The following is a 20,274-nucleotide window of genomic DNA, read 5'->3' as shown; positions in this document are numbered from 1 at the left end:
GATCTTTCCGTTGAACCGCAGCGCCGACCGCGCGTGCCCGCTACCCGGCGGCGTGCCGCTTCTGGACGTTGGGGCCGACGCTACGGGCACGACGTAACGAACGAGGTGTTCTGGGTGCGCCAACGAGATTAGCAACACCAGCCCCAGCGGAAGGTCGATCTAGCCGGCGGCCACTTGAGTCCGCTGCACCGACGCCGCCGCGGCGACCGGCGCCGTGACGAACAGGGCGAGAGTGTGGGTCCGCCCAACCCCACTCCGGCCCTTGCACGGTGGCCAGTACCAGCGTGCTCACCGCAACCAACAATGTGAACTGCGGAACTACCAACGCACCGACCGGCAACTCGCATTCCGAGGGCCCTGAGGTCCGCGGCATCGCTCACCGGCTCCGCGACTCGGCGCCAGCGGTGCCGTCACCGGGGCGGGTGACATCGTTGTTCGCCCACTACCTCCACATCCGCGACACCTGCAAACCGCCGCCGCCTACGGGATGCGCATCGACCGGCCCGAGGACGCCCTCTCTACCCACCCGAGCATGGACACTGATCACGAGAAGTTCCAGGTGATCTTGGCCGACTGGTTGCCGTTGACCTACGCCCTCAACGCGGTCAACCGCAGCATGGGCCGCGATGACTTCGTCCTGAGCCCCACCGTCGTCGAGAAGCTCACCTGGGTACACCGCACGACCATCGCCACAGCCGAAACGACAACCCACCACCGCAGCGGCGGCCCACACTGACCACCAGCCGGCCAGAACGCCAGCACGGGGTGCTCGGCGGCCACCGGGGCGCCGGGGCAACCGGGGGTGGTCACCGGAGTGTTCGGGCGCGGTCATGGCCAACGTCGATCCGCCTGGCATGGAGCTGCCGTCGGAGCATTATCGGCGTGTCCGGGCGTCGATGTAGCGGCGGTGGGGCGGTCAGCTGAGTAGGGCGTCAGCCACCTTCTTGACGGCTCCGGGCTGCGCCGGAGACCTGGGCGCCTTTTTCTTTGTGGCCAAAAGACGCTCGCCGATTTCCTGCAGTTGTGCGCGGCTCAAACTTTCCCGTACCTTCGGGAACCACTCCTGTTCCTCTTCTTCGATGTGGTGCGTGACGTTCTCGATCAGCACGGTGGTCTTGGCGTCGAACCGTTCGTCGTCCGGGCCCATCGCGGCCAACTCCATGCACAGCACGTCAGCGACATGGTGCTCCTCGTAGGACTCGAGCACATCGTCTTCGACGGCCGGAAGCAAGTTTCGAACGTCGGGATACATGCACTCATTTTCGATGTATGTGTGGATCGTGAGCGCTTCGATAATCTTGGTGACGATCTTGGCCTTGGTTTTTTTCGCGTTCGGTCCTGCTTCCTGGAAGTCGCTGAACAGCTTGCGGATGTGCTTGTGGTCGTCCTTGAGGATGACGATGGCGTCAGTCGACAAAATAACTCCCATGGTTTGGTTGAGAACGGATGCAAAGATGGTCGTTTGAACGCGGCAGATTACGGGGTGCCGGTTGCCGGCAGAGCGTCGAGTACCGCTTTGAGCTTGCCCGGCTGAGCCAGCTTGGCCACGCCGTCTCGAAGCGCGCAAGTGGGCGCGGCTGCCCTCGGACTCGGTCAGCCTCCTTGGTCGCCCGCGGTCACGTTCGGGCTGTCTTCCGTGGAGTCCTGCGGGTTGATCCCGGTCGAGTCCTCGCCGGTTGACGTGCCGGTCGGGCGCTGCGCCGGGCCTTTCGTTCCGGTGTCTTCCCGGCCTGCCTCCTTACCCTCCTTGGCGGCGAGTTCTTCACCTCCGGTGCTGGTGGATTCGCCGACTCCCAGCGGCGTCGCCGCGGTGGTGTCGGTCGGCGGCACACCTTCGCGTTCCTCTTTCGACACCGGAGTGGGTGGGCCGGGCTCCCCACCGTATTCGTCGGCACGGAACGCCTTGCCCACACCGTCGGCCGCCGCCGCCTGGGCCTCTGGCGAATCGTCGCGGTTGTAGGGAGGTGTTAGTCCTTGCGGTTCCGCGGTGCCCCCGGGGTCGGGTTCTGGGCCACGACTGGACCTGCCACCGGGTTGCCCCTGGCTCATCTGCTGGCGCTGGGCTTGCGGTTCGTCCCCGGAGTTTGCCATCTCGACCTCCTTGTCGGCGGGCTCCGGGCGTACCCGCCCAAACATCGAACGAAACCGATGCGCCTGGGCACGAGCTGGCCGGCGGGGCCACGACATTGGCAACGTGGCCCCGCCGGGTGAATTGCCTGGATCTCGACATGGCACTTCCGACGTTGACTCCCGAACAACGCGCTGAGGCGTTGGAGAAGGCAGCGGCCGCTCGTACCGCCCGGTGTGCGCTGCTGGACGAAGTCCGAGGTGGCAGGGCCAGTGTTGCCTCCGTCTTCGCCCGCTCCGCTGTCGACCCCATCGTGGCCAAGACGAAGGTCGAGGCATTGATTCGAGCGGTGCCGGGATATGGGCCGGCCAGGGCCTCCGCGGTGCTGAACAAGGTGGGTATCGCGCCGACGAACTGAGTCAGGACGCCCGGGAAGCTGAGGAGAAGTTGCGGCTATCCGATCGCGGCATGGCGATGGACCCCGAGGAGATACCGCACGGAGCCCAACAAGACCCCAAGGACGACACCGTGGGCACACTGGCGCATCACGACGACTAGCCAGCCGCAGATGACCCCGGCCTAGGTCGGTCAGCCCTGCTCCACCCGTGTGCGCAGTTCGGTCAGAGTTCGGGCCAGGATCCGGGAGACATGCATCTGGGACAGCCCGAGCCTGTCCGCGATCTGTGATTGGGTCATGTTGGCGTAGAAGCGCATCACCAGGATGGTGCGTTCCCGTGCGGGCAGTTTGGCCAGCAACGGCCCGAGGGTCTCGTGGATCTCAACCCGGGCCAGGTCCGGGTCGTCCTCGCCGAGTTGATCGATGGTTGTGTCGGCGTCGTTGTCGGAACCCTCAAGGCTTTGGTCCAACGACGCGGTGGCGTAGGCCTGGCCGGCTTCCAGTCCTTCGAGGACTTCCTCGGTGGAGATTTCCAGGTACTTGGCGAGCTCGCTGGGTCGGGGGGCTCGGCCCAGCTGCGAGGCCAAGGTTGTGCTGGCGCGGTTGATCGACAGGTGCAGGTCTTTGAGCCTGCGCGGCACTCGCATCGACCAGGTACGGTCGCGGAAGTAGCGGCGGATCTCACCCTGCATCGTCACGATGGCGTAGGCCAGGAACGAGGAGCCGTAGTCGGGGTCGAACCGGTCGATGGCCTGCAGCAAGCCCAGGGCCGCGATCTGGGTGAGGTCCTCGAGGGGTACGCCGCGATGGGAGTAGCGGCGAGCCAGATGGTGGGCGACGGGAAGATAACCGTTGACCAGCTGTTCCCGCAGCCGAATCCGGGCCGGCTCGTTGGTGGGCAAACGCAGGTACTGGGTCAGCACCGGAGCCAGGTATTCGTACTCGTCATCATCGTGGTTAGCTGCGCCGACGTGCGTTACTCGGGTGACTGGCGTGTCCCGGTCGCGGCCTTCGGCGGTCGTCATCGCGGTCAGGGTGCTGTCTTAGTTGCACGGATCTGCCGCACTTCGATCTTGGCTGGGCTCGCCTGGAACGAGCAGTGCGATGGCTGCTCCTGATCGGCCAGGCGAAGCAGGCAGCCGCAGGCTTCGTCCACGGCCATGCGTAGGTCGTCGATGCCATCCAGGGTGAAGTCTGCTCGCCCGGCGAGATCCGCCGCCATGACCCGTATCGTGGGCACAAACCAGGCTTGGGCGGGACCGCACACACTGATCCGACGTGATGTCAGCTGGTGCGGTGCACTGCTGCCCGGTGCGGCCGCGGCGTCGGTCGGCACCTGAGACTCCTCTCTCAACTGTGTGTCTGCGCTGAGTAATCGGCCCTGGGTCGATCGTTCGGGTCGCGGCTGCCCGCGGTGTCTTTCCGATCTGTCAGCCTCGAGGTCGGGGTGATCCCGCGGCGTCCAGACATGGGCCGCGGTCGGCGGTGTATTGCTGTTTGTCGATGTCTAAGCACCGCGCATCGGTCCACGCCACCGTCTCCGGTCCGTCGTGGCCGGCGAGCACGGTAATCGTGACGGCGTCCGCGTCGGGGATGAGTGCGACCGCGTTGGCCGCGATCCGCCGCCGGGTTGTTGCCAGGGGAATCTCCGCGGCGACGATGTCGCGCAAGCCCGCCAGGGCATCGGTGATGACGTCCAACCGGGCGGGGGCGTCAGGGTAGTCAGTGCTCAACTGTTGACCAGTCCGATGTCGACCCCACGGCGCGGTGCCGTGTGGGGCTCGTCCGCCACGTAGTGGAGAACGGCCTCACCGGCTGTGCGCTCAACCAGCGGGACCTACCTCTGGCGGTGATCCGAAGCCGCCAGAACATGCTGGACGGCCCAACGCACAGGTCTACCTGCCGGGCCCCGCTCAACCAGCCGAGTCCCGCCGGCCCACTGTGTTGATCCGTCGTACCACCAGTGTGCTCCACACCCTCGGACTGTGCCCGCCCACCTCGGCAACAACCGAGAGCAGTGGTGTGACGGCTACCAGTTCTCGTCGTGGGTAAGCCGATGGTGGCGGAACCGGCTCCCGCCAAGGGCGAGGTAGTCGTGCCAGAGCCGCCGCGGGCTCAGCTCGCTCATCGCCAGGCCCGACCGAAGTGCCATGCCCGAAGCTGACTGTTCTTCAGATTCGCGGGGTTCCTGGGCCATAAAGTTCCTACCCCCCACGGCGAAACCGACAAACTGGACGCCGTGCGCCCCGACCGTGCCGGGCAGCCCGGGTCGGCACGGCCGGGCGCGGAGACTAGTCAGTAGCGAGGCCGGTTGCGAGCGGCGGCCCACTCAGCGGGGCACGCCTCCACGACCGCGTCCACGGACGCCACCGAAGATGCCGGTGGCAACGAACAGTACGACGCCGACGATGGCGAGCCACAGCATCGACTTGACCGCGAAGCCGACCACGGCCAAAACGACCCACAGCACCAACAAACCGATGATCAAACCCATGATGCACCGCCTCTGACCGGGAGACCCCAGGTGGGGCCACAGCGGCGGATTCCCGCGGCGCCACGGTTTCACACCTACGAACACCCACACCGACAATCCATGAGCCCAGAACGGTTGGCGGTGGGCCGGTGTTAGCCACGTTCGCCGAGGTCGTTCCCGGTGCGTTCTCGGTTTGCAACGATCGGAGTAGGTCGGCGACGCCGCCCTGTGCCCGGCCATGGGTTCTGGCGCTGGTACGCACCCGCAGATCGCTGGGTTGGCGTAACCGGCAGCCGGAAGCGGACATGGCCGTCCACAGTTGTCGCTCCTCGCCGTGGCCGTGTGTGGGGAAGCCGCCGCAGCGCAGGTAGGCATCCGCGCGGACGCCGAGGTTCGCAGCGTAGAGGTGCTCGTGCGCGGCTCCGCGCATACCGGCGGCCACGATCGCGCGGTAGCGCCGCCGTGTGTACTCGTCCAGCCCGGATTCGTCGGCCAGATCAGCCAAGCCCGCAACCCCGTGTGCGCCGGCGGCGGCGTAGCGCAGCTCCGCCGCGGCCTAGTGCGGGGGCACCACGGTGTCGGCATCGGTGCTGAGCAACCACACCCGCTCAGCTCATGCGCGCAGTCCGCGCAACAGCTCACTCACGCCCAGGTCACGCACAAATCCCACCCCGGTCCCGGCCGGGCGACACGAGATCGTCAAAGCTCGAGCGCCCGGCCAGGTCCGCAGGTCTGTGGCAACCAATTGTGGCGTCCGATCGCGGCAGCGATCCAACACCACGATCACCTCGACATGGATTTCCGCCGGCAGGAGAGCGAGGGCCGCGCGGACGCTGCGCAGGCACCCGCCAATTCGGGCTTGCTCATTGTGAGCGGGGACCACCACACCGACCGATTGATCACTAGCACCTCTCGATACACCCACGGTCGCAGGTCACATCGGCGTCGATGAAACCCTGTGTTCCTCACTCGCCACCGGCGTGACGATCAGAGAAATCGGTCAGCTGCCCTGGTGCTTGGCCTCGACACCCTCATGGCCTTCGGCCTTTTTCTCATGCTTCTCCGCCTCGAGACGAGCGCTCTCGGCCTTGTCCTGCTCGTCAGCCTTGCGCTGTTGGGCCTGTCCCTCGGTGCGAAGGTCATCGCTGCCGGTGACGCTCCCGGCCGCTTCCTTGGCCTTGCCTTTTGCTTCCTCCAGTGCACCCACAGGGAGCCCTCCTTCGGTCTTGTCATGATCTCCGATGATCCAACGCGGAGTGCATACCCAACCTCGGGCGCCTTAAGCCCCGCCCGTCCACGAGGGCCGCGGTATTTCGGGTGGACTCCTCCCGTGACGGGCGTGTCCGTAGCGTGGCAACAAGCCCGGCCAGACAGGACCGACCGTCGTGCCGGGTTATCTGAGCTTTGTTTGACCCGAATGAAAGGGGGCTATGCAGGCATTGAGAGTTGTATCGGCTGGTAGGAGCGAGACATGCAAGCGGGTGGCGGGTTGACATCGGGTTTGCTCATCGAGGAGTTGGGCCTCCACGCCGGGCCCGCGGTGTGGGGGTACCGCGACGCCGTCGTGGCCGCGGCCGCCGACCTCGGTGTCACGGTCGATCATGATCTCGGGCTGGTTCAGATCGGCCTGCACCTGGCCGCGGCCCCGGGGTGGGCGGTGGGGTGGCGCATCGATCACGGCTGGTATCTCGTGCGTCAGCCTCGCGTGGGTGAGCCACCGGCGGTCGGGCCCACGTTGTACCGAATCGCCGATGACATTGTGGATCAATTGGTTCCAGCGCCGAGTGCGGTCGCGCGGTGGCTGCACGAGGTGAGTAACCAGCGCCTGGTCGGTACCGATCACGCCGAGGTAGGTCCGGTGTCGACAGATCAGTGGGCCACCGTGTTGGGCCGGTTGCGTAGCTATCTTCCGCACGATCGGAGTCCGGCCTATAGCTGGTCGGATGACCGTCCGCTGACTCGGGCGGACCACCACGTCGCCGGCTAACAGTAACGACGGGCAGTGGCGCCACTCGCCCGGCGAAGAGTTCACAGCACGATCCGCCGCTGGGTTGAGCCTGATACTGCTCAGCTCCTGGCTGGCAACCCGAACTCGGCCAGCGCGATCGCCAGGCTGCACTCCGCCCTCGGGGAACCGTGTTGATGTTGCTGATCCCAGTCTCAGGAAGGGGTGTCGAGCTCACCGTTCCGGGCATCCGGAGCTACGAACCTTCCCCTTCTTGATGGCGACAGGCGGAATCGGCTACCACGTCGTCGCCCCACTCGACCGGGCCACAGGGTTCGACGAGGTCAGGGACCTCGTTCGGGACCTGTCCGACATTCTCGCCGCCCGGAGCCGGACACGCTGACGACCCAACAGCGCAAAGTGAAACGCGGAAACCACATCTTCCTCGAACCAACCGCAACGCCTGTGGCCAGACCGCCATCGCCCACGAGTAGCCCCCCGGGCCCCCAGGCCGCAGCGCTTCGGCATCCGTGACTAGCGGCGTCACGTTGTGGGGCACCTTGTGCGTCGCCGGGCGGTTGCCCCTCGATGGAGGTGGTGTCGCTGCAGCGCCGCGACCGTCTGTCGCAGCCTTCCGTGCGCTCGTCTCGTGACGGGGTATCCCCGCAAATCTGGGGCTTGACGGTGGCGGATGCAGGTGTTAGGAAGTGCGCCGTCAGAGACAGTGACCCGTCAGAAGAGCGTCGCGCGAGGCGACGCGGCAGCAGTGGTGCACAACGGATTGTGGGAGGTTGAGGAACGGTCCGAACGGAGGCGGTCGCCGGCGGTTCCGCGCCGCACGCCAGACTCAGGACAGTTCGTCCCTCTGAGTGGGCCGGCCCGGCCATTTCGCTGGGCCGGCCCCCTTTCCATGTCCACGTCTAATAGGGCGCCGGAATGTTGCGCGCACTACGCGAAGTCGGCATCTCGCCTTCGCCTTGGGTAGCGACCAACACCGGTGACGGCGCAGCTAGAGTGACCCCGTTGACCTGGCGATTTGTTCGGATAGGTGGCAGCTTCACGCCGGGACTTCACATGATCCCAAGAGCGAATGTGACGGGCATCACGGCTCGGTTGACACCTACGATCGGGGCTGTTAGAAATTCCACCCGTAAGCAAGCGGGCAACGCGGAAGCGCCAGCACCACCAGGGCGCAAAGCTTAGGTTCGCAAGGGATCACAAGAGGTTGAGCAACGGTCTAGATGGAGGTGGTCACCGCGACGTATCGGTGTACATCGGATTCAGGATCGAAGTCAAGAATAGTTTGATGTCCTCCCTCTCGTGGGCCGGCCCGGCGATTACGCTGGGCCGGCCCCTTTCTTTATCTAGGCAATAGCTCGGCGGTGGTCGTCCGCTGGGCGCCCCAATCGGGTCCCCCGATTGCAGCGGTACGCGCCAGCCACTAGAACAGGACGAGTCGTTCCCCGAGACGACTACCGGGCCCGGCTACCGCGTCCGCGTGGTCCGATCCCCAGCGACCAGCGACCAGCGACCAGCGGCACGCGTAGCGCCCGCTGGCCTCGGCCCATGACCGACGGCAACTCAACCACATGCAGGGCAGGCGCGAGGCCGACCCGGCCGCTCAGTCGGCCAGCAGCGTTGCCGCCCGGGCCGCGCTACCGTCCGAGGTCGGGTCGTGTTCGAGCCCGCGGTGCGCGTTATCGCCCGCGTTGAAGAGCGGAACCGGTGAAGTGGGTAACCGCCGCGGCTCACCGGCGCGATCGAGGGGCAGTAGGCCGTCAGGGTGTGCGAGTTGTTGGCCGAGAAGGCGGCCTGGGGCGCCACCCGCGACACGGGGTTAGCTCGTGAAGCCTCCGGGAACCCGATGGCCTAGGAGGGACGAGTTGTTGGGCCGGGTCAGCACGAGCCTGACACGGACAACCGGAGGTGGGTGGATGATCGGATCGGCATTGCGCCAGCGGTTGGCGGTCAACACTTCTGCCCCGTCGGCGGCTCGACGATTGTTGCGTGAGTGGCTGGCCGCGCTGCGCTGGCCTGTCGAGGGCATCGACGATCTGGTGTTGGCGGCGAATGAGGCGGTGTCGGACGCGGTGCAACACCACTACCCCGACGGCTCCTCGAGGGTGGCGATCCGTTTCGATGCCGACGTGGCGATCCGGATGGATGAAACCAGCCAGGTCGTGATCACTGTGGTCGATGGCGGCCGGTGGCAACCACCACCGGCCAGCTCAGGCTTCCGTGGGCGGGGGATGTTTGTGATGCGGGCGGTGTGTGAGTCCGTGCAGTTCCATGCCACCGACACTGGTACCCACGTCGTCTTGATCAGCTATCCGGTCCCGGCCAGATCATCGACCCCGTTGCCCGAGCCTCGCCCGCCTGCTCCTGGCCTAGAGTCGCCACCGCCTCGCTGACCGTCGGGTAGGTCTCAAACAACGTCCCAAGACCGGACGTTTCGAGCGCTCTTGCGACGATTCGGCTGGTGCCCGCAAGCGCGAACCTCGTCTTCGCCCCGCTCGTGGCGTGCTGATGCGCCTGAGTCAGCGCCGCCAGCGCCAAGGACCCGGCGAACTCGCAGTCGGTCGAATCGACCACCAGGGCCCGGTAGCTCACCGCCAGCTCCTGGGACAGCAGCTGTGACAAGGTGGGCACAGTCAACATATCCAGCTCACACCGCACCCTGATCACACACATTTCCCAGGCCGGGTGGGCCACGGAAAACTCAGCCGGCCCAGCCTCGGCGGCCGCCGCGCTCACGACCACCCTCCACATCGCTGGTACTGACCAGGTGGGCGGTGACCAGGTCGGTGCTGACCTGCCGACTCGCGCACCAGCGCGTTCTGCCAGCCCATGCCCACCACAACCTTCAACCTCGTATCGCGGAGCGCGACGCGCGCGGCAACCAGGTTATAACGGCAGCAGTCACTGTGTGCTTAGGATACTCCGTCACGGTGAATATCTGCTGTAGCAACTGCAGCTATCTTGCCGCTGTGTGTCCAGGTGTGGATACTTTGTGGTGTCCGCGAGGCGCGGACACCGAAGGCGTCGCAGAGCCAGTGATGAGGAGGAGAAGTAGCGATGCTGATGCGTACTGACCCGTTCCGTGAGCTGGATCGGTTGTCTCAGCAGTTCTTCGGCACGAACGGCACCTCGACGCGTCCGGCGGTGATGCCGATGGACGCCTACCGCGACGGCGAGCGGTATGTGGTGCACTTCGACATCCCCGGGGTGGACCCCTCGAGCATTGATCTGGATGTGGAGCGCAACGTGCTCACGGTGCACGCCGAGCGCAAACCCCCGATCGGCGAGGGTGTGGACTACCAGGTCGCCGAGCGCCCGCGCGGGGTGTTCAGCCGCCAGTTGTTCCTCGGCGACACCCTCGACACCGATCGCATCGAGGCCTCTTACGACGCCGGGGTGTTGACGTTGCGCGTCCCGGTGATGGAGAAGGCCAAGCCCCGCAAGATCGAAATCGGGGGTGGCTCCGGAGCCACCGCCATCGACGCCTAACTCCCCGCCTCAGTTCCGCGTTCGTCGTCTGTGCCGGTGAGGTGATCACGGTGTACTCGACAACAGCACACAACCCGCGACCGGAATCCCAGGACGAGTTTCTCGACCCGGACTGGGTCGAGCAGCAGTTCGCCGCGATCGTGGCGGCCAACTGGCCCGAGCGGGAGCAACCCCGGCCATACCGCCGCCGGCCCCGGACCGCGACGCTGACCCAGCGGCGGCACCGGCGGGCACAGCCCCTCCTGCCTCGCCCCCGCCCACCGCGAGGGCGGGACCTGGTCTGGGCTGATCCGGCGGACCCGCCGCGTCGGGAGCGATCCCCTCCGGGCACGAGGCACAAGCCTGGCTTGCGCGCGCTCGCGCGCGGGCGGTGATGGTGCACAGGACGAAAGGATGGTGATGGGATAGGTATGACGAAACCGGCCGGCAGCCCTGGCAGCTCGTCCCGCACCTGTGAATGTTCCCCGCGCGAACCCCACACGCCGATGCCGCTCGGTGTGAGGCACCGCGCACCGCGCCGCTGTGGCGTAGCTACGGCGGGACCGGCCCAGGTCCTCACGCTCCCTGACTGAGCGATCTGAACCCAGGGCACGGCCACCAGGAGTTAACCAGCCCGAACAACACAATCAGCGTGTGTCTGCACGATCCCGGCCGGGCCGGCCGCCGACAGCTGGCCTGCCCGGCCGGGTCATTCCCGCCGCCCCTCGTCGCTATCGAGGGTGTTCAGCACGGTCGCGTCACGACGCGTGAGATCGAAAGGTCATGGTGATGGGTGAGTTGACCCGGTCGCCTCAGGGCCGCCACTACCCGCCGCGGCCCGGTCACCGCCGCCGAGAGCGTTGCGAAACCGTCGCGCGGTTGCTGAGCGACTATGCCGACGCGGTGTCGGTCGCGGTACGCGCCCTGGGCTTCGCCGTGCGCGCCATCCAACGCGCCCCCGGCCCTGACCTCGAGATGCGCCTGGGCGTGGGTCGCGGGCCCGACCCCGCTCTCGAGGGCGGCGCGTCCCAGGTGCCCGATCAGGTCGAGCTGGCCTGGGCGGAAGACACCGGGTGGTCAGTCACATATCCCGGATGGGACACCGTGCCCGGCCTGACACGCTATTTGCATCTCGACCTTGCCCCGTCCCCCGATGCGGTGGCCCAGTTCCTGGCCGCCGTGCTGTTGGACGAAGACAACGCCGGCATGCCCTACCCAGCCTCGTTCCGGTTGCGCAGCCAACCGCTGCGCCCGGTCCTGGACGCCCTGGCCCACCACACCACCCACCCTGACCGCCCCCGACCCTCGGCGCCCGCGCTCTCAACCACCCACGCGGTTGCCTGAGACAAGCCGCACCGAGGGAGAAAGGCCACCGGCGGTCATGGGCTTGAACAGCGTCTGGCTACAGACCCTGGGTGACGGATTGATCCGCGCCGATCAGATCGTCGGCGTGCACGCCCGCCGCACCCCCGCCATCACCGGCAAACCCTCCCACTGGCTGCTCAACGTCGTCCTACCGTTGAGCAGCGGCAGTGGACAGCCCGACACCTGGGTCACCAGCCCGCTACACCGCACCCTGATCCAAACCAGCCACGAACCCCTCGACGCCCCCGAACACCTCACCCGGCTCCTGGCCCAACTCGACGCCGTCAACGCCGCCGGCACGATCACCACCACCCTCAGCGACCTCGAACCCCCGCCCAGCGCCGCGGCCAAGACCGAACCTGCACGAGCTGCGCCGAACACCGTTGCCAGTACCACAGTGCGGTTCCAATTCACCCCGTTCCGCGGCACCGACCCCGGACACCACTACGACCCCGACTACCTCTAACCGGCCCGACCACCCCCGGGCAGGCGCCCTGCCGGACAGCCAACGACCAGCCCAGGTATGCACTGCACAGATCAAAGAAACTGGAGTACCTGCTATAGAATAAAGGCGACGGGGAGCGGAGGTGGGCGCCGATGGGTCTGAACCGGCTCGACGACGAGGACTACCCGGCGGTCACCATGGGCCAGGCCGCCGAACTACTCGACGTCCAACCCGCATTCCTACGCAGCCTCGACGTCGGCAACGTCATCACCCCCGCACGCTCGAGCGGCGGTCACCGACGCTACTCCCGCCGCCAACTCGAACTCGCCGCCCGCATGCGGGCCCTATTCGACGAAGGCCTCACCCTCGACGCCGCCCACCGCATCGCCCAACTCGAAGACGAACTCGCCGACGCACGCAGACGCATCACCGAACTGGAAACCGCAGCTGGTGACGCACGCAGACGCTAATCACACTCATCCCTAAGTCGGTGCTGCCCCCCGCAGCGTTCCGATTGAGATGAGCAGTTAGCGGTCGCACCTTTACCGCCGGTCAGCTTGAGTCAGTGATCGCGTTGGGCCACGTCAGCCGAACGAGACGGTAAAACAGACTGGGCTGTTTAGGTCTGCGGTGGGCTCTTGAGGACTGCCCACACCGTTTTGCCGTTGTGATGTCGAATGCAGCCCCAGGAGTGGGCGACACTGGCGACCAGGTGCAGGCCTCGTCGATCGCCGGCTGGACCGGTGATCCGTTGAAGTCCTGTGTCGCTGGCCGGGGCTCGATCGCGTACCGCAATCCGGAGTTCGCCGTCGGCGAGGGTGCAGGTGAGGATACTTTCGGTGGCCGCATGGTCGACAGCATTGGCCACGAGCTCCATGGCGATCATGTCGGCTTCTACCGACACAGCATCGAGGTCCCACTCTCGGCAGACCTCGCGGATGGCCGCTCTCGCCAAAGTGTGGGCCTCCAGGGCGGCGGGCATCGGGTTCTCGCGGGCGAGGCGTTGCGGCCGTGATCGGAGCAGAACCGTGGCCGCGTCCCAGTCGGACGCCAGAGACAGGGCCCGGTCGATTCCGGCCAGTCGCAAAGCCTCGGTCAGCGTGGGATCCGCGCCCAGCAGAACCAGCCGGGCCAGCGGCCAACCGCCGGCCCGGGCCAGCACGCTCGGTAGCGTCGCAAGGGTGGCTACCTGACTCGTTGTCAGGCCCGACACGTCGAGCACGACCCGGCCCCGGTCCATCAACAGTGCGTACAGCGCCCGACCGAGCCGCGCGGCGCCGTCCTGGTCAAGCTCGCCGCGCGGCTGCAGCACGACACCCCCATGCCCCTCATGGACGTGGTGGGTAAGGCCGTAAGCATCCCCGATCACAACGATCCCCCCAGACTCAACCACCAGACACGTGCTCCCTGCGCAGCCGTACCCCCGTGGGCTTCGATGTACGCGCCGCAACTGGGGCTCATCGACCGGCGGTTTTGTTTCCTTGACCAGCCACGCCGAAACACTCTCCCGAGGAACTGTCGGTTCGGTCGACCTACTTAGCGAATGACCGGCTGCTCGTCGGGTTGGCTGATCACCCACAGCGCGTATATGACCCCGGGGATGTGGCCAAGAAGCCACAGCAGCAGGGCGATGAGCACCTGACGGTTCAACCCCTTCTTGAGGCCGACAGCCAAGGGAGGCAGGAGGAACGCGATGATGATCTCAACTAGCTTCACGACGGTCACTCTGGCGCAGCCGACCGGATAGCCGCAACGCGCGGGGTGTCCCTGGGGCTTGCGGGAGATCATCCGTGCTGCACCGTTTCGTCCCCTGCGGGAGATCAGCGTGCTGGTCGCGGCATGGAATCCAGCGTGGAATCCGCTTCCATGTTGCCCGTGGTCGTGGTGGCACGTGCCCCTCGTGATGCGTAGGTCCGGGGTTCGACTCCCCGAGGCGGCTCCACAGGAAGGCCAGGTCAGTGGTCCTCGGTCATGCGCTCGAGTTGGTCACGCGCCGACTGGTTCCCTGGCTGGGATCGTGGCGGTGGACGAACTTCCGCCCGTTGTGCTCGCGTCTTGGACACGTGGTGGCGCGGAGGGTTCTGGTCGTCTTCAGAGGTCAACACCGAGACTGTCGTTGCTGGTAGTGGCCTTGGTCTACATGGACGAACCGCCTTGTAAGCGATAGGTCGTCGGTTCGACCCCGACCACCGGCTCCAACTCTGAGCATCGATGTCGCCGGAACTGTGATCGTCATTCTCTCTGATGTGACGTCCCATGTGACGCGAGTTCGCTAGTACCGCCTGATGGCAGGGCGTCCGACCAAGGGTGCGAACCGAGCTCGAGGCACGTCAGGGCGAGCCCTCCGCGCTGGCATCGTTCGCGCCATCAGGCCGGCGGGGCCGACCGAGGTCTCCGACCCACCCCAAAGGAGCTTGACTGAACAGGTCTGTCTGGCTATTCTTCATTCAACTGAGTAGACAAGTCTACTCAGCCAACTTGAGGAGTGGCCATGAGTGAAGGTGCAGACCTGGGCATCCACCCGCGGGTCGCGCTGGTGACCGGTGCGACGTCGGGGATCGGGAAGGCGGCCGCACTCGCGCTGGCCGGCGAGGGGTTCCTGGTGCTGGTGCACGGGCGTGACGCGACACGGGGCGCGGCGACGGTGCGCGAGATCGAGGCGGCCGGTGGTCGTGCCCGATTCCTGGGCGCGGATGTGAGTGATCCTGAGGATGTCGCTCGCCTGGCCAGCGCGGCTGGTGAGGTGGACGTGCTGGTGAACAACGCAGGGTTCTCCTGGTTCGGTCCGAGCGCGGAGCTGGACACGGCGACGTTCGACGCCTTGTTCGCCAGCAACGTGCGCGCCGCCTACCAGCTGGTGGCTGCGCTCGCGCCGGGCATGGTCAAACGCGGTAGGGGCAGCATCATCAGTCTGGACAGCATGGCCGGACGGGTCGGGCTGGCCGGCGGCGCCGCGTACGGGGCGACCAAGGCCGCGCTCACCGCGATGAGCCGTGCGTGGGCGGCCGAGTACAGCCCGGCCGGGGTACTGGTGAACACGGTTGCTCCCGGCCCGGTCTACACCGGCGCGGACCCCGAACTGATCAAGCAGCTGGGCGACACCACGCTGCTGGGCCGCGCCGCGCGGGCCGAGGAAATCGGCGAGGTGATCGCGTTCCTGGCCTCGCCCAAGGCCAGCTACATCACCGGCGCGGTCATCCCGGTCGACGGCGGCCGCACCGCCATCTGACCAGAGTCCGCATGAGGATCTCTGCGCCGCCACGCACCCCGGCGACCAAGGACGACTCTGAGCTGAAGGGGAGTAGATCATGACTACGACGGGCAACGGCCGGGCAGCCACGTCGGCTCGACGTCGCGGGCGGCGGCGGGACGTCCACCCGGGCCAGGAGCCGATCGCCGCGCTCACGCCTGATCTTGGCCCGCTGCCCCCGATCCCCGTGATGCACGGAGCCGTCCTCGCGACCGATCCAACGCTGGTCATCGCCCGCCTGATCGCGCGCGCGTGGATGCGCTACCGGACTGACGGACATCGCACGCGACGTGGCAACGCTCGCTAGCTTCTGGGGCAGGTGCTGGGTTGTCCGGAATCGAGATTCCCGCGAACTTGTCCAGGATCTACCCGCACCTCGGAAAGCGAGGGACGATCTCACGGGACTCAGTGACAGGACATGCTCGGCGCTGGCCCTTAGCGGCATCGGGGTGGAAGGCGCGGTAAGGTAGACAGGTCTGTACGAAAGAGGTTGAGCTGATGGCCACCGAAACCACGCACAAGTCCGTACTGGACGCCACCCGCGAAGGCGGCGAGCAGCAAAGCCCACCGCATGGACGCCGCACCGCCCGTGAGCGCCTGCTGGCCGCGGCCAACGAGTTGTTCTACGCCGAAGGTGTGCAAACCGTCGGGATCGACCGGATCATCGAGCGTGCCGGGGTGGCCAAAGCCTCCCTCTACAACTCTTTCAGAAGCAAGGAAGACCTCGTCCAGGCTTATCTGCGATCACGGCACGACGGCACCAGCGAACGACTCACCGACGCGATCAACCAGCACGACGACCCGCGAGAGCGCCTCCTGGCCGTCTTCGATTCCCAGGCTCAACTTGTCGCCGAACCGGACTTCAACGGCTGTGCCATCGTCAACGCCACGACCGAAGCCCATGGCAGCCTCATCGACCAAGCCGCCGACGAATTCCGCGTCTGGGTCCGCACCATGTTCACCGACCTCGCCCAGCAAGCCGGCGCGAAGAACCCCACCCAGCTCGGCCAACAACTACACCTGGTCTATGACGCCGTCGCGCTCAGCGGCCGTATGGACCACGACCCCTCGATCGTCATCGCCGCCCGCGCCGCTGCCGAAGCACTACTCGACGCCGCCATCAAGCCCTGACCAGCAAACCAAGGCGAGTCCGACGCAGGCGGTAACCATCAGCAATTCGAACCGGCTGTGCCCAGCTCCGCCCGGTTCGCGGCTCACCCTTGCGATCGACACGATCGGAGCCCGCTACGTCTGGGAGATCCAATACTATCCGCATTATTATATTCCAGTGTCCGACGTTCGCATGAAGTTCCTGGAGGACGAGGATCACGTCCAGAAGTTGCAGTTTGGTTCCTCTCGCCTTTGCTCGTTGAAGTCGTCTAAACGCACATTGAAGTCCGTTGGCCGCCTTTACGATGCAGGTCCGGTCACGAATTACATGCGGTTCGAATGGGACGCGCTCGACTGGTTCGAGGAAGATGAACCGATTATCCTTCATCCGCGCAACCCATACGTGCGTGTTGACACGCTGCGCTCTCATCGCCATGTCAAGGTCGAGCTTGATGGCGTTGTGTTGGCCGATACGCACAGCTCAATCATGCTGTTCGAAACAGGCCTGCCCACCCGCTACTACATAGACCGCACCGATGTCGACTTTCGCACCTGGAGCCGAGTAAAGCCGAGAGTGTCTGCCCGTACAAGGGGGTCACATCGGGGTACTGGAGCGCCAGAATCGGCGATGCTGTGCATGCGGACATCGCCTGGGCCTACGACTACCCGCTGCGCGAGGTCGGCCCATCCCGGGATGTGCCGTATCCGATCGTTTTCGGACAGCAGGTTGACCAGGCTCGCCGACGACCGCGTAAACGTTCAATCCTAACCGCCATAGACGGTGGTCCATTGGTCAGTGCGCTCGTCGTACGCCGAGACTGGTTGCTGGTTCGGGTTCTCCAGCATCTGCTCCAGTCCACATCGACCAGCGCGCACCGCCTAGGGCAGTTGGGCGTACTGCTCGGCCGCGATCTCCAGCCACACCGGGCCGTAGCGAGGCATCTACAGCAGTCCTCATGCTCATCCCGGGCAACATTTCAGCCGGCCCAGACAGCGGACAACCGGGCTATGGCGCCGGCTGATCCGGGCGAAGGACGTGTGCGCCTGGTGATCCGCCGTCAGCGGCGGCCGGTGGCCAGGATGACGAGGAACTGGCCGCCGCCCGCCTCGATGTCGGCGGTCACCGGCAGCCCTGGTACCAGTCGGGAGAACCGGTCGACCAGCCAATCCGCCGCCTCTTGGGCGTCCTGCTTGGTCGGACAACGGGCCACCATCTCGCGGCCCCCCTTGCGCTCCAGCCTCCCGGCAACGGTGATCAGCGGCGCGGGTTCGACCACGTACAGGTGGTCCGGCCAGGCGATGACCACCTTGACCGCGCCCTTGCGCGTGTTGCACCCGCGGTGCGCGAGCCGCTCGGCAACCTTGGCCTTCCGGTCGGCGGTCCGGCTGTCGACGCTGGGCCCCCGCGGGTCGTTGACCGACATGTCGGGGTCGACCGGTTCGTCGCACACCCAGCACCGCCCGCGGTCGCGCTCGACCACATCATCGAGGAGACTCACACGAGCAAGCTAGCCTGCCCGGCCGCCGCCCCGCGCATCGCACCTGCAGTTTGGCGGTGACGATGCTGGTGTCGGTGCGCCGGCTCCACCTGACCGGCGACTTCCTGTCGCGGTGCCCAGGTGGGTGAACCCGCGCCGACCCCAGCCTCCGGCTCATCGAGGTCCAGCCGGCCCAGGATGCCCGGGTCAGGCCGCGAACGCCTTGATCAGCGCGCGGGCTGGGTCAGGGCCAACCGGCGGTCCGAGGATCGGCAGGTCCACGCCGACCGACCGGTACTCGGCGAGTCGCTCACGGCAGCGCTCCACCGGTCCGAGCAGACAGAACGCGTCCAGCATCGCGTCGCTGAACGAGACCGGGCCGGCCCCGGCCGCCATCCGGTCGGCTTCCGTCACGAACCCGCTCTCCCGCCACATGCGCTGGAAGAAGGGGAACCCGGTGTACAGCGCCAGGTTCTGCCGCGCCATGTCGCGGCACTGGTGAAGGTCGTCGCCGAGGAACGTGGGCAGGCCCAGGGTGAGGTCCAAGGGGCTGAGCCCAGTCGACCGAGCCCGCCCGTCGGAGATCCACTCCTTGCTCTGCGCGACCCGGGCAGGCGACCAGAAGATCGGCATCGCGCCGTCGGCGATCTCGGCTGCCTGCTCCATCGCCGCCTTCCCCACCGCGGCGACGTAGATAGGTACCGACCGGGCCGCCGGACGCTGCGGCAGGTGTGTGGCCGGTCCCTGGCCGTCCAGCCAGTTCCGCACCTCGCCCACGTACCGGCGCAGCACCCCTAGCGGCCGCTCCATGGTGATCCCGAGCGCGGTGTTGACCGGCTGATGGCTCACTCCGAGCCCGAGCAGGAACCGCCCCCCGGTGGCTTCGCCGATCAGCGCGGCCCCCTGGGCGCAGGTGTAGGAGTGCCGCAGGTAGACGTTGGCGATCCAGGTGCCCACCTGGATCCGCTCGGTCGCCGAGCCCATCAACTGCGCGGTGGCCATCGCGTCGTTGTTGACCTCCGCGGTGAGGATGGCGTCGAAGCCCGCCTCCTCGGCTTCCCGGGCCACCGACCGGATGTCCTCGGCGCTCCACCCCGCACCGGGGATCACGGACAGGCCCAACCGCTCGCTGCTGATCATGGTGCTCCGATCGCTTCCGGGCGTGCCACCGTACGCGCGGTCCTGACCAGCGAATATCGGCGGAACGTGCGATTGCGCCGGCCGGTTCGGCCGCATGGAGGAGCCCGGCGCCCGCTACGATGGCCACCGCACGACGCGCCGAAGCCGCCCGCCAGGCCGTGGCGGCACCCGGCCGCGCCCCGCGCGATGGCCAGGAACCACTACTCGCATTCCGCTGAGCGGCCCGGCCGGGGGCCACAGCCTGCTGCCCAGGTCGGCAACCGGCGTGCGACTGGTCACCGGATCGCAACAGGCGACATCCGGTCAAGTTCTCCGGGCGAGATGGAGAACGGCGCCCCAGCCTCGGTGGAGGCGGCCGTCGCATCGTTGCGCGAGCCGCCGAGTGATCTCTGAGTACAGATGGTCGCGTTTGGCGATCGGCATGGCGATGTGACCGGGGAAGGTGTCGAGCAGCCACAGATACTGCTGGGCGGTGTAGCTGATCTCCCACATTGTGGATGTCAACGAAGAAGGGATCACCGCCAGCAGGGAAGACGTGGTCGGCCTTCCAGAACGCCAGATGCCCACCTGGCCGCAACGCCCGCCAGGCTCGTTGGTAGCGCACTGTCGGGTCGATCCAGTGCCAGGCCGTCGCGGCGAAGACCAGCTCGAAGTGATGATCGCTGTCTGGCTGCCAGGTCTCGAAGGGCTCCTCGATGATCGTCACGCCGCGGTAGTCAGCAAGGTTGTGTCGGGCTCTGGCCGCTGGTCCAGGGTCGAAGTAGTGATCGACTGTCCAGCTGGTGCGGGGGCCGTCGGGCCTGTTGTCGTGGGCGGTGATGACCGGGTGCACCACGGTCATCACGAACCGGCCGGCAGGGGTCAGGCAGTGGGCGATCGCGTCCAGCACCGGGCGGACGTCGTCGACGGGCACTCTCCACCACCCTCGCCGGCGCGATCATCGTGGTCGGCGGCTACCACACCGCGATGCTCACCCTGACCGGCATCGCCGTGCTCGCACTGGCCCTGCTCGTGGTGACCGTCCCGGAAACCGCGCAACGCCCGAGCGAGCCACTAGAAGGTGCCCCGTCCGGCGAACCCGCCCGGCACCTGCTGTAATCGCAACCCGCATCGGCTC

Annotated in this window: 25 protein-coding genes and 2 pseudogenes; 12 read left to right on the top strand and 15 right to left on the bottom strand. The window is 66.7% G+C overall.

All coding sequences use genetic code 11. The features are described 5' to 3' along the window. Positions 1 to 427: 427 nt before the first annotated feature. On the top strand, positions 428 to 736 hold the full coding sequence (locus ACTXG6_RS03620) for a putative zinc-binding metallopeptidase (RefSeq protein ID WP_445189896.1): 309 nt from the start codon (positions 428 to 430) through the stop codon (positions 734 to 736). A gap of 180 nt (positions 737 to 916) precedes the next feature. Here ACTXG6_RS03620 and ACTXG6_RS03615 read toward each other — a convergent pair whose 3' ends face one another. Together ACTXG6_RS03615 and ACTXG6_RS03610 are read right to left on the bottom strand one after the other, a co-directional pair. Continuing rightward, complete coding sequence (locus tag ACTXG6_RS03615) at positions 917 to 1,417, bottom strand: hemerythrin domain-containing protein (protein WP_445186336.1); 501 nt, start codon at positions 1,415 to 1,417, stop codon at positions 917 to 919. Between the two features lie 176 nt (positions 1,418 to 1,593). Further along, positions 1,594 to 2,091 (bottom strand): hypothetical protein, encoded by a 498-nt coding sequence (locus ACTXG6_RS03610; protein WP_445186335.1) that lies wholly within the window; start codon positions 2,089 to 2,091, stop codon positions 1,594 to 1,596. 137 nt (positions 2,092 to 2,228) lie between these two features. Between ACTXG6_RS03610 and mihF the strand changes: the two genes are divergently transcribed. Then, positions 2,229 to 2,486: an integration host factor, actinobacterial type gene (mihF, locus tag ACTXG6_RS03605; RefSeq protein WP_445186334.1), complete on the top strand. Its 258-nt coding sequence runs from the start codon at positions 2,229 to 2,231 to the stop codon at positions 2,484 to 2,486. Between the two features lie 170 nt (positions 2,487 to 2,656). Here mihF and ACTXG6_RS03600 read toward each other — a convergent pair whose 3' ends face one another. The 7 genes from ACTXG6_RS03600 to ACTXG6_RS03570 form a co-directional block, all read right to left on the bottom strand. Continuing rightward, complete coding sequence (locus tag ACTXG6_RS03600; RefSeq protein ID WP_445186333.1) at positions 2,657 to 3,490, bottom strand: RNA polymerase sigma factor SigF; 834 nt, start codon at positions 3,488 to 3,490, stop codon at positions 2,657 to 2,659. A gap of 5 nt (positions 3,491 to 3,495) precedes the next feature. After that, positions 3,496 to 3,801, bottom strand: coding sequence for a hypothetical protein (locus ACTXG6_RS03595; protein WP_445186332.1), 306 nt, complete (start codon positions 3,799 to 3,801; stop codon positions 3,496 to 3,498). Between the two features lie 94 nt (positions 3,802 to 3,895). Further along, positions 3,896 to 4,165, bottom strand: a complete 270-nt coding sequence (locus tag ACTXG6_RS03590) for a hypothetical protein (protein ID WP_445186331.1) — start codon at positions 4,163 to 4,165, stop codon at positions 3,896 to 3,898. A gap of 329 nt (positions 4,166 to 4,494) precedes the next feature. Continuing rightward, on the bottom strand, positions 4,495 to 4,617 hold the full coding sequence (locus ACTXG6_RS03585) for a hypothetical protein (protein ID WP_445186330.1): 123 nt from the start codon (positions 4,615 to 4,617) through the stop codon (positions 4,495 to 4,497). A gap of 177 nt (positions 4,618 to 4,794) precedes the next feature. Further along, positions 4,795 to 4,959, bottom strand: a complete 165-nt coding sequence (locus ACTXG6_RS03580) for a hypothetical protein (protein WP_445186329.1) — start codon at positions 4,957 to 4,959, stop codon at positions 4,795 to 4,797. Between the two features lie 592 nt (positions 4,960 to 5,551). Continuing rightward, positions 5,552 to 5,821, bottom strand: a complete 270-nt coding sequence (locus tag ACTXG6_RS03575) for a glycosyltransferase (protein WP_445186328.1) — start codon at positions 5,819 to 5,821, stop codon at positions 5,552 to 5,554. 117 nt (positions 5,822 to 5,938) lie between these two features. Continuing rightward, complete coding sequence (locus tag ACTXG6_RS03570; protein WP_445186327.1) at positions 5,939 to 6,145, bottom strand: CsbD family protein; 207 nt, start codon at positions 6,143 to 6,145, stop codon at positions 5,939 to 5,941. 294 nt (positions 6,146 to 6,439) lie between these two features. Between ACTXG6_RS03570 and ACTXG6_RS03565 the strand changes: the two genes are divergently transcribed. Beyond that, complete coding sequence (locus ACTXG6_RS03565) at positions 6,440 to 6,925, top strand: hypothetical protein (protein WP_445186326.1); 486 nt, start codon at positions 6,440 to 6,442, stop codon at positions 6,923 to 6,925. A 1,892-nt stretch (positions 6,926 to 8,817) separates the two neighbouring features. Further along, complete coding sequence (locus ACTXG6_RS03560) at positions 8,818 to 9,294, top strand: ATP-binding protein (RefSeq protein WP_445186325.1); 477 nt, start codon at positions 8,818 to 8,820, stop codon at positions 9,292 to 9,294. Here the strand turns inward: ACTXG6_RS03560 and ACTXG6_RS03555 are convergent. Next, complete coding sequence (locus tag ACTXG6_RS03555; RefSeq protein WP_445189895.1) at positions 9,206 to 9,574, bottom strand: STAS domain-containing protein; 369 nt, start codon at positions 9,572 to 9,574, stop codon at positions 9,206 to 9,208. The two genes, ACTXG6_RS03560 and ACTXG6_RS03555, sit on opposite strands and share 89 nt — an antisense overlap. A gap of 384 nt (positions 9,575 to 9,958) precedes the next feature. Between ACTXG6_RS03555 and ACTXG6_RS03550 the strand changes: the two genes are divergently transcribed. From ACTXG6_RS03550 to ACTXG6_RS03535, 4 genes are all read left to right on the top strand, one after another. Then, entirely contained in the window at positions 9,959 to 10,390 is a 432-nt protein-coding gene (locus ACTXG6_RS03550) for an Hsp20/alpha crystallin family protein (RefSeq protein WP_445183156.1), read from the top strand. 858 nt (positions 10,391 to 11,248) lie between these two features. Continuing rightward, positions 11,249 to 11,713 (top strand): DUF6292 family protein, encoded by a 465-nt coding sequence (locus tag ACTXG6_RS03545; protein WP_445183157.1) that lies wholly within the window; start codon positions 11,249 to 11,251, stop codon positions 11,711 to 11,713. Positions 11,714 to 11,750: 37 nt separating this feature from the next. Continuing rightward, on the top strand, positions 11,751 to 12,200 hold the full coding sequence (locus ACTXG6_RS03540) for a hypothetical protein (protein ID WP_445183158.1): 450 nt from the start codon (positions 11,751 to 11,753) through the stop codon (positions 12,198 to 12,200). Between the two features lie 131 nt (positions 12,201 to 12,331). Beyond that, the gene (locus ACTXG6_RS03535) at positions 12,332 to 12,649 is read left to right on the top strand and encodes a MerR family transcriptional regulator (protein ID WP_445183159.1); all 318 of its coding nucleotides are present in this window, start codon (positions 12,332 to 12,334) and stop codon (positions 12,647 to 12,649) included. Positions 12,650 to 12,798: 149 nt separating this feature from the next. Here the strand turns inward: ACTXG6_RS03535 and ACTXG6_RS03530 are convergent, their stop codons facing one another. Further along, entirely contained in the window at positions 12,799 to 13,491 is a 693-nt protein-coding gene (locus ACTXG6_RS03530; RefSeq protein ID WP_445186324.1) for an ATP-binding protein, read from the bottom strand. 224 nt (positions 13,492 to 13,715) lie between these two features. Further along, positions 13,716 to 13,967: a YqaE/Pmp3 family membrane protein gene (locus ACTXG6_RS03525; RefSeq protein WP_445186323.1), complete on the bottom strand. Its 252-nt coding sequence runs from the start codon at positions 13,965 to 13,967 to the stop codon at positions 13,716 to 13,718. A 703-nt stretch (positions 13,968 to 14,670) separates the two neighbouring features. Here ACTXG6_RS03525 and ACTXG6_RS03520 point away from each other — a divergent pair. The 3 genes and pseudogenes from ACTXG6_RS03520 to ACTXG6_RS03510 form a co-directional block, all read left to right on the top strand. Further along, positions 14,671 to 15,408 (top strand): SDR family NAD(P)-dependent oxidoreductase, encoded by a 738-nt coding sequence (locus ACTXG6_RS03520; RefSeq protein WP_445186322.1) that lies wholly within the window; start codon positions 14,671 to 14,673, stop codon positions 15,406 to 15,408. 519 nt (positions 15,409 to 15,927) lie between these two features. Beyond that, a complete protein-coding gene (locus tag ACTXG6_RS03515; protein WP_445186321.1) occupies positions 15,928 to 16,560 on the top strand; it encodes a TetR/AcrR family transcriptional regulator in 633 nt (210 codons plus the stop codon). Then, positions 16,457 to 17,211, top strand: a pseudogene (locus ACTXG6_RS03510) (DUF427 domain-containing protein); the annotation flags it as partial. The gene ACTXG6_RS03515 and the pseudogene ACTXG6_RS03510, both read left to right, overlap by 104 nt. A gap of 386 nt (positions 17,212 to 17,597) precedes the next feature. Here the strand turns inward: ACTXG6_RS03510 and ACTXG6_RS03505 are convergent. The 3 genes and pseudogenes from ACTXG6_RS03505 to ACTXG6_RS03495 form a co-directional block, all read right to left on the bottom strand. Next, positions 17,598 to 18,038 carry a hypothetical protein gene (locus ACTXG6_RS03505; RefSeq protein WP_445186320.1) on the bottom strand — a complete coding sequence of 147 codons (441 nt, stop codon included), beginning with the start codon at positions 18,036 to 18,038 and terminating at the stop codon, positions 17,598 to 17,600. Between the two features lie 186 nt (positions 18,039 to 18,224). Then, the gene (locus ACTXG6_RS03500) at positions 18,225 to 19,157 is read right to left on the bottom strand and encodes an LLM class flavin-dependent oxidoreductase (RefSeq protein ID WP_445186319.1); all 933 of its coding nucleotides are present in this window, start codon (positions 19,155 to 19,157) and stop codon (positions 18,225 to 18,227) included. Positions 19,158 to 19,719: 562 nt separating this feature from the next. Then, a pseudogene (locus ACTXG6_RS03495) lies at positions 19,720 to 19,998 on the bottom strand (methyltransferase domain-containing protein); the annotation flags it as partial. A 101-nt stretch (positions 19,999 to 20,099) separates the two neighbouring features. On the opposite strand from ACTXG6_RS03495, the gene ACTXG6_RS03490 reads away from it, so the two are divergent. After that, positions 20,100 to 20,255 (top strand): hypothetical protein, encoded by a 156-nt coding sequence (locus tag ACTXG6_RS03490; RefSeq protein WP_445186318.1) that lies wholly within the window; start codon positions 20,100 to 20,102, stop codon positions 20,253 to 20,255. Positions 20,256 to 20,274 lie beyond the last annotated feature (19 nt).

This window comes from Pseudonocardia sp. Cha107L01 (assembly GCF_052566575.1).
Note: the sequence above shows the minus strand (reverse complement) of the source record. Positions and strands in the feature narration are given on the sequence as shown.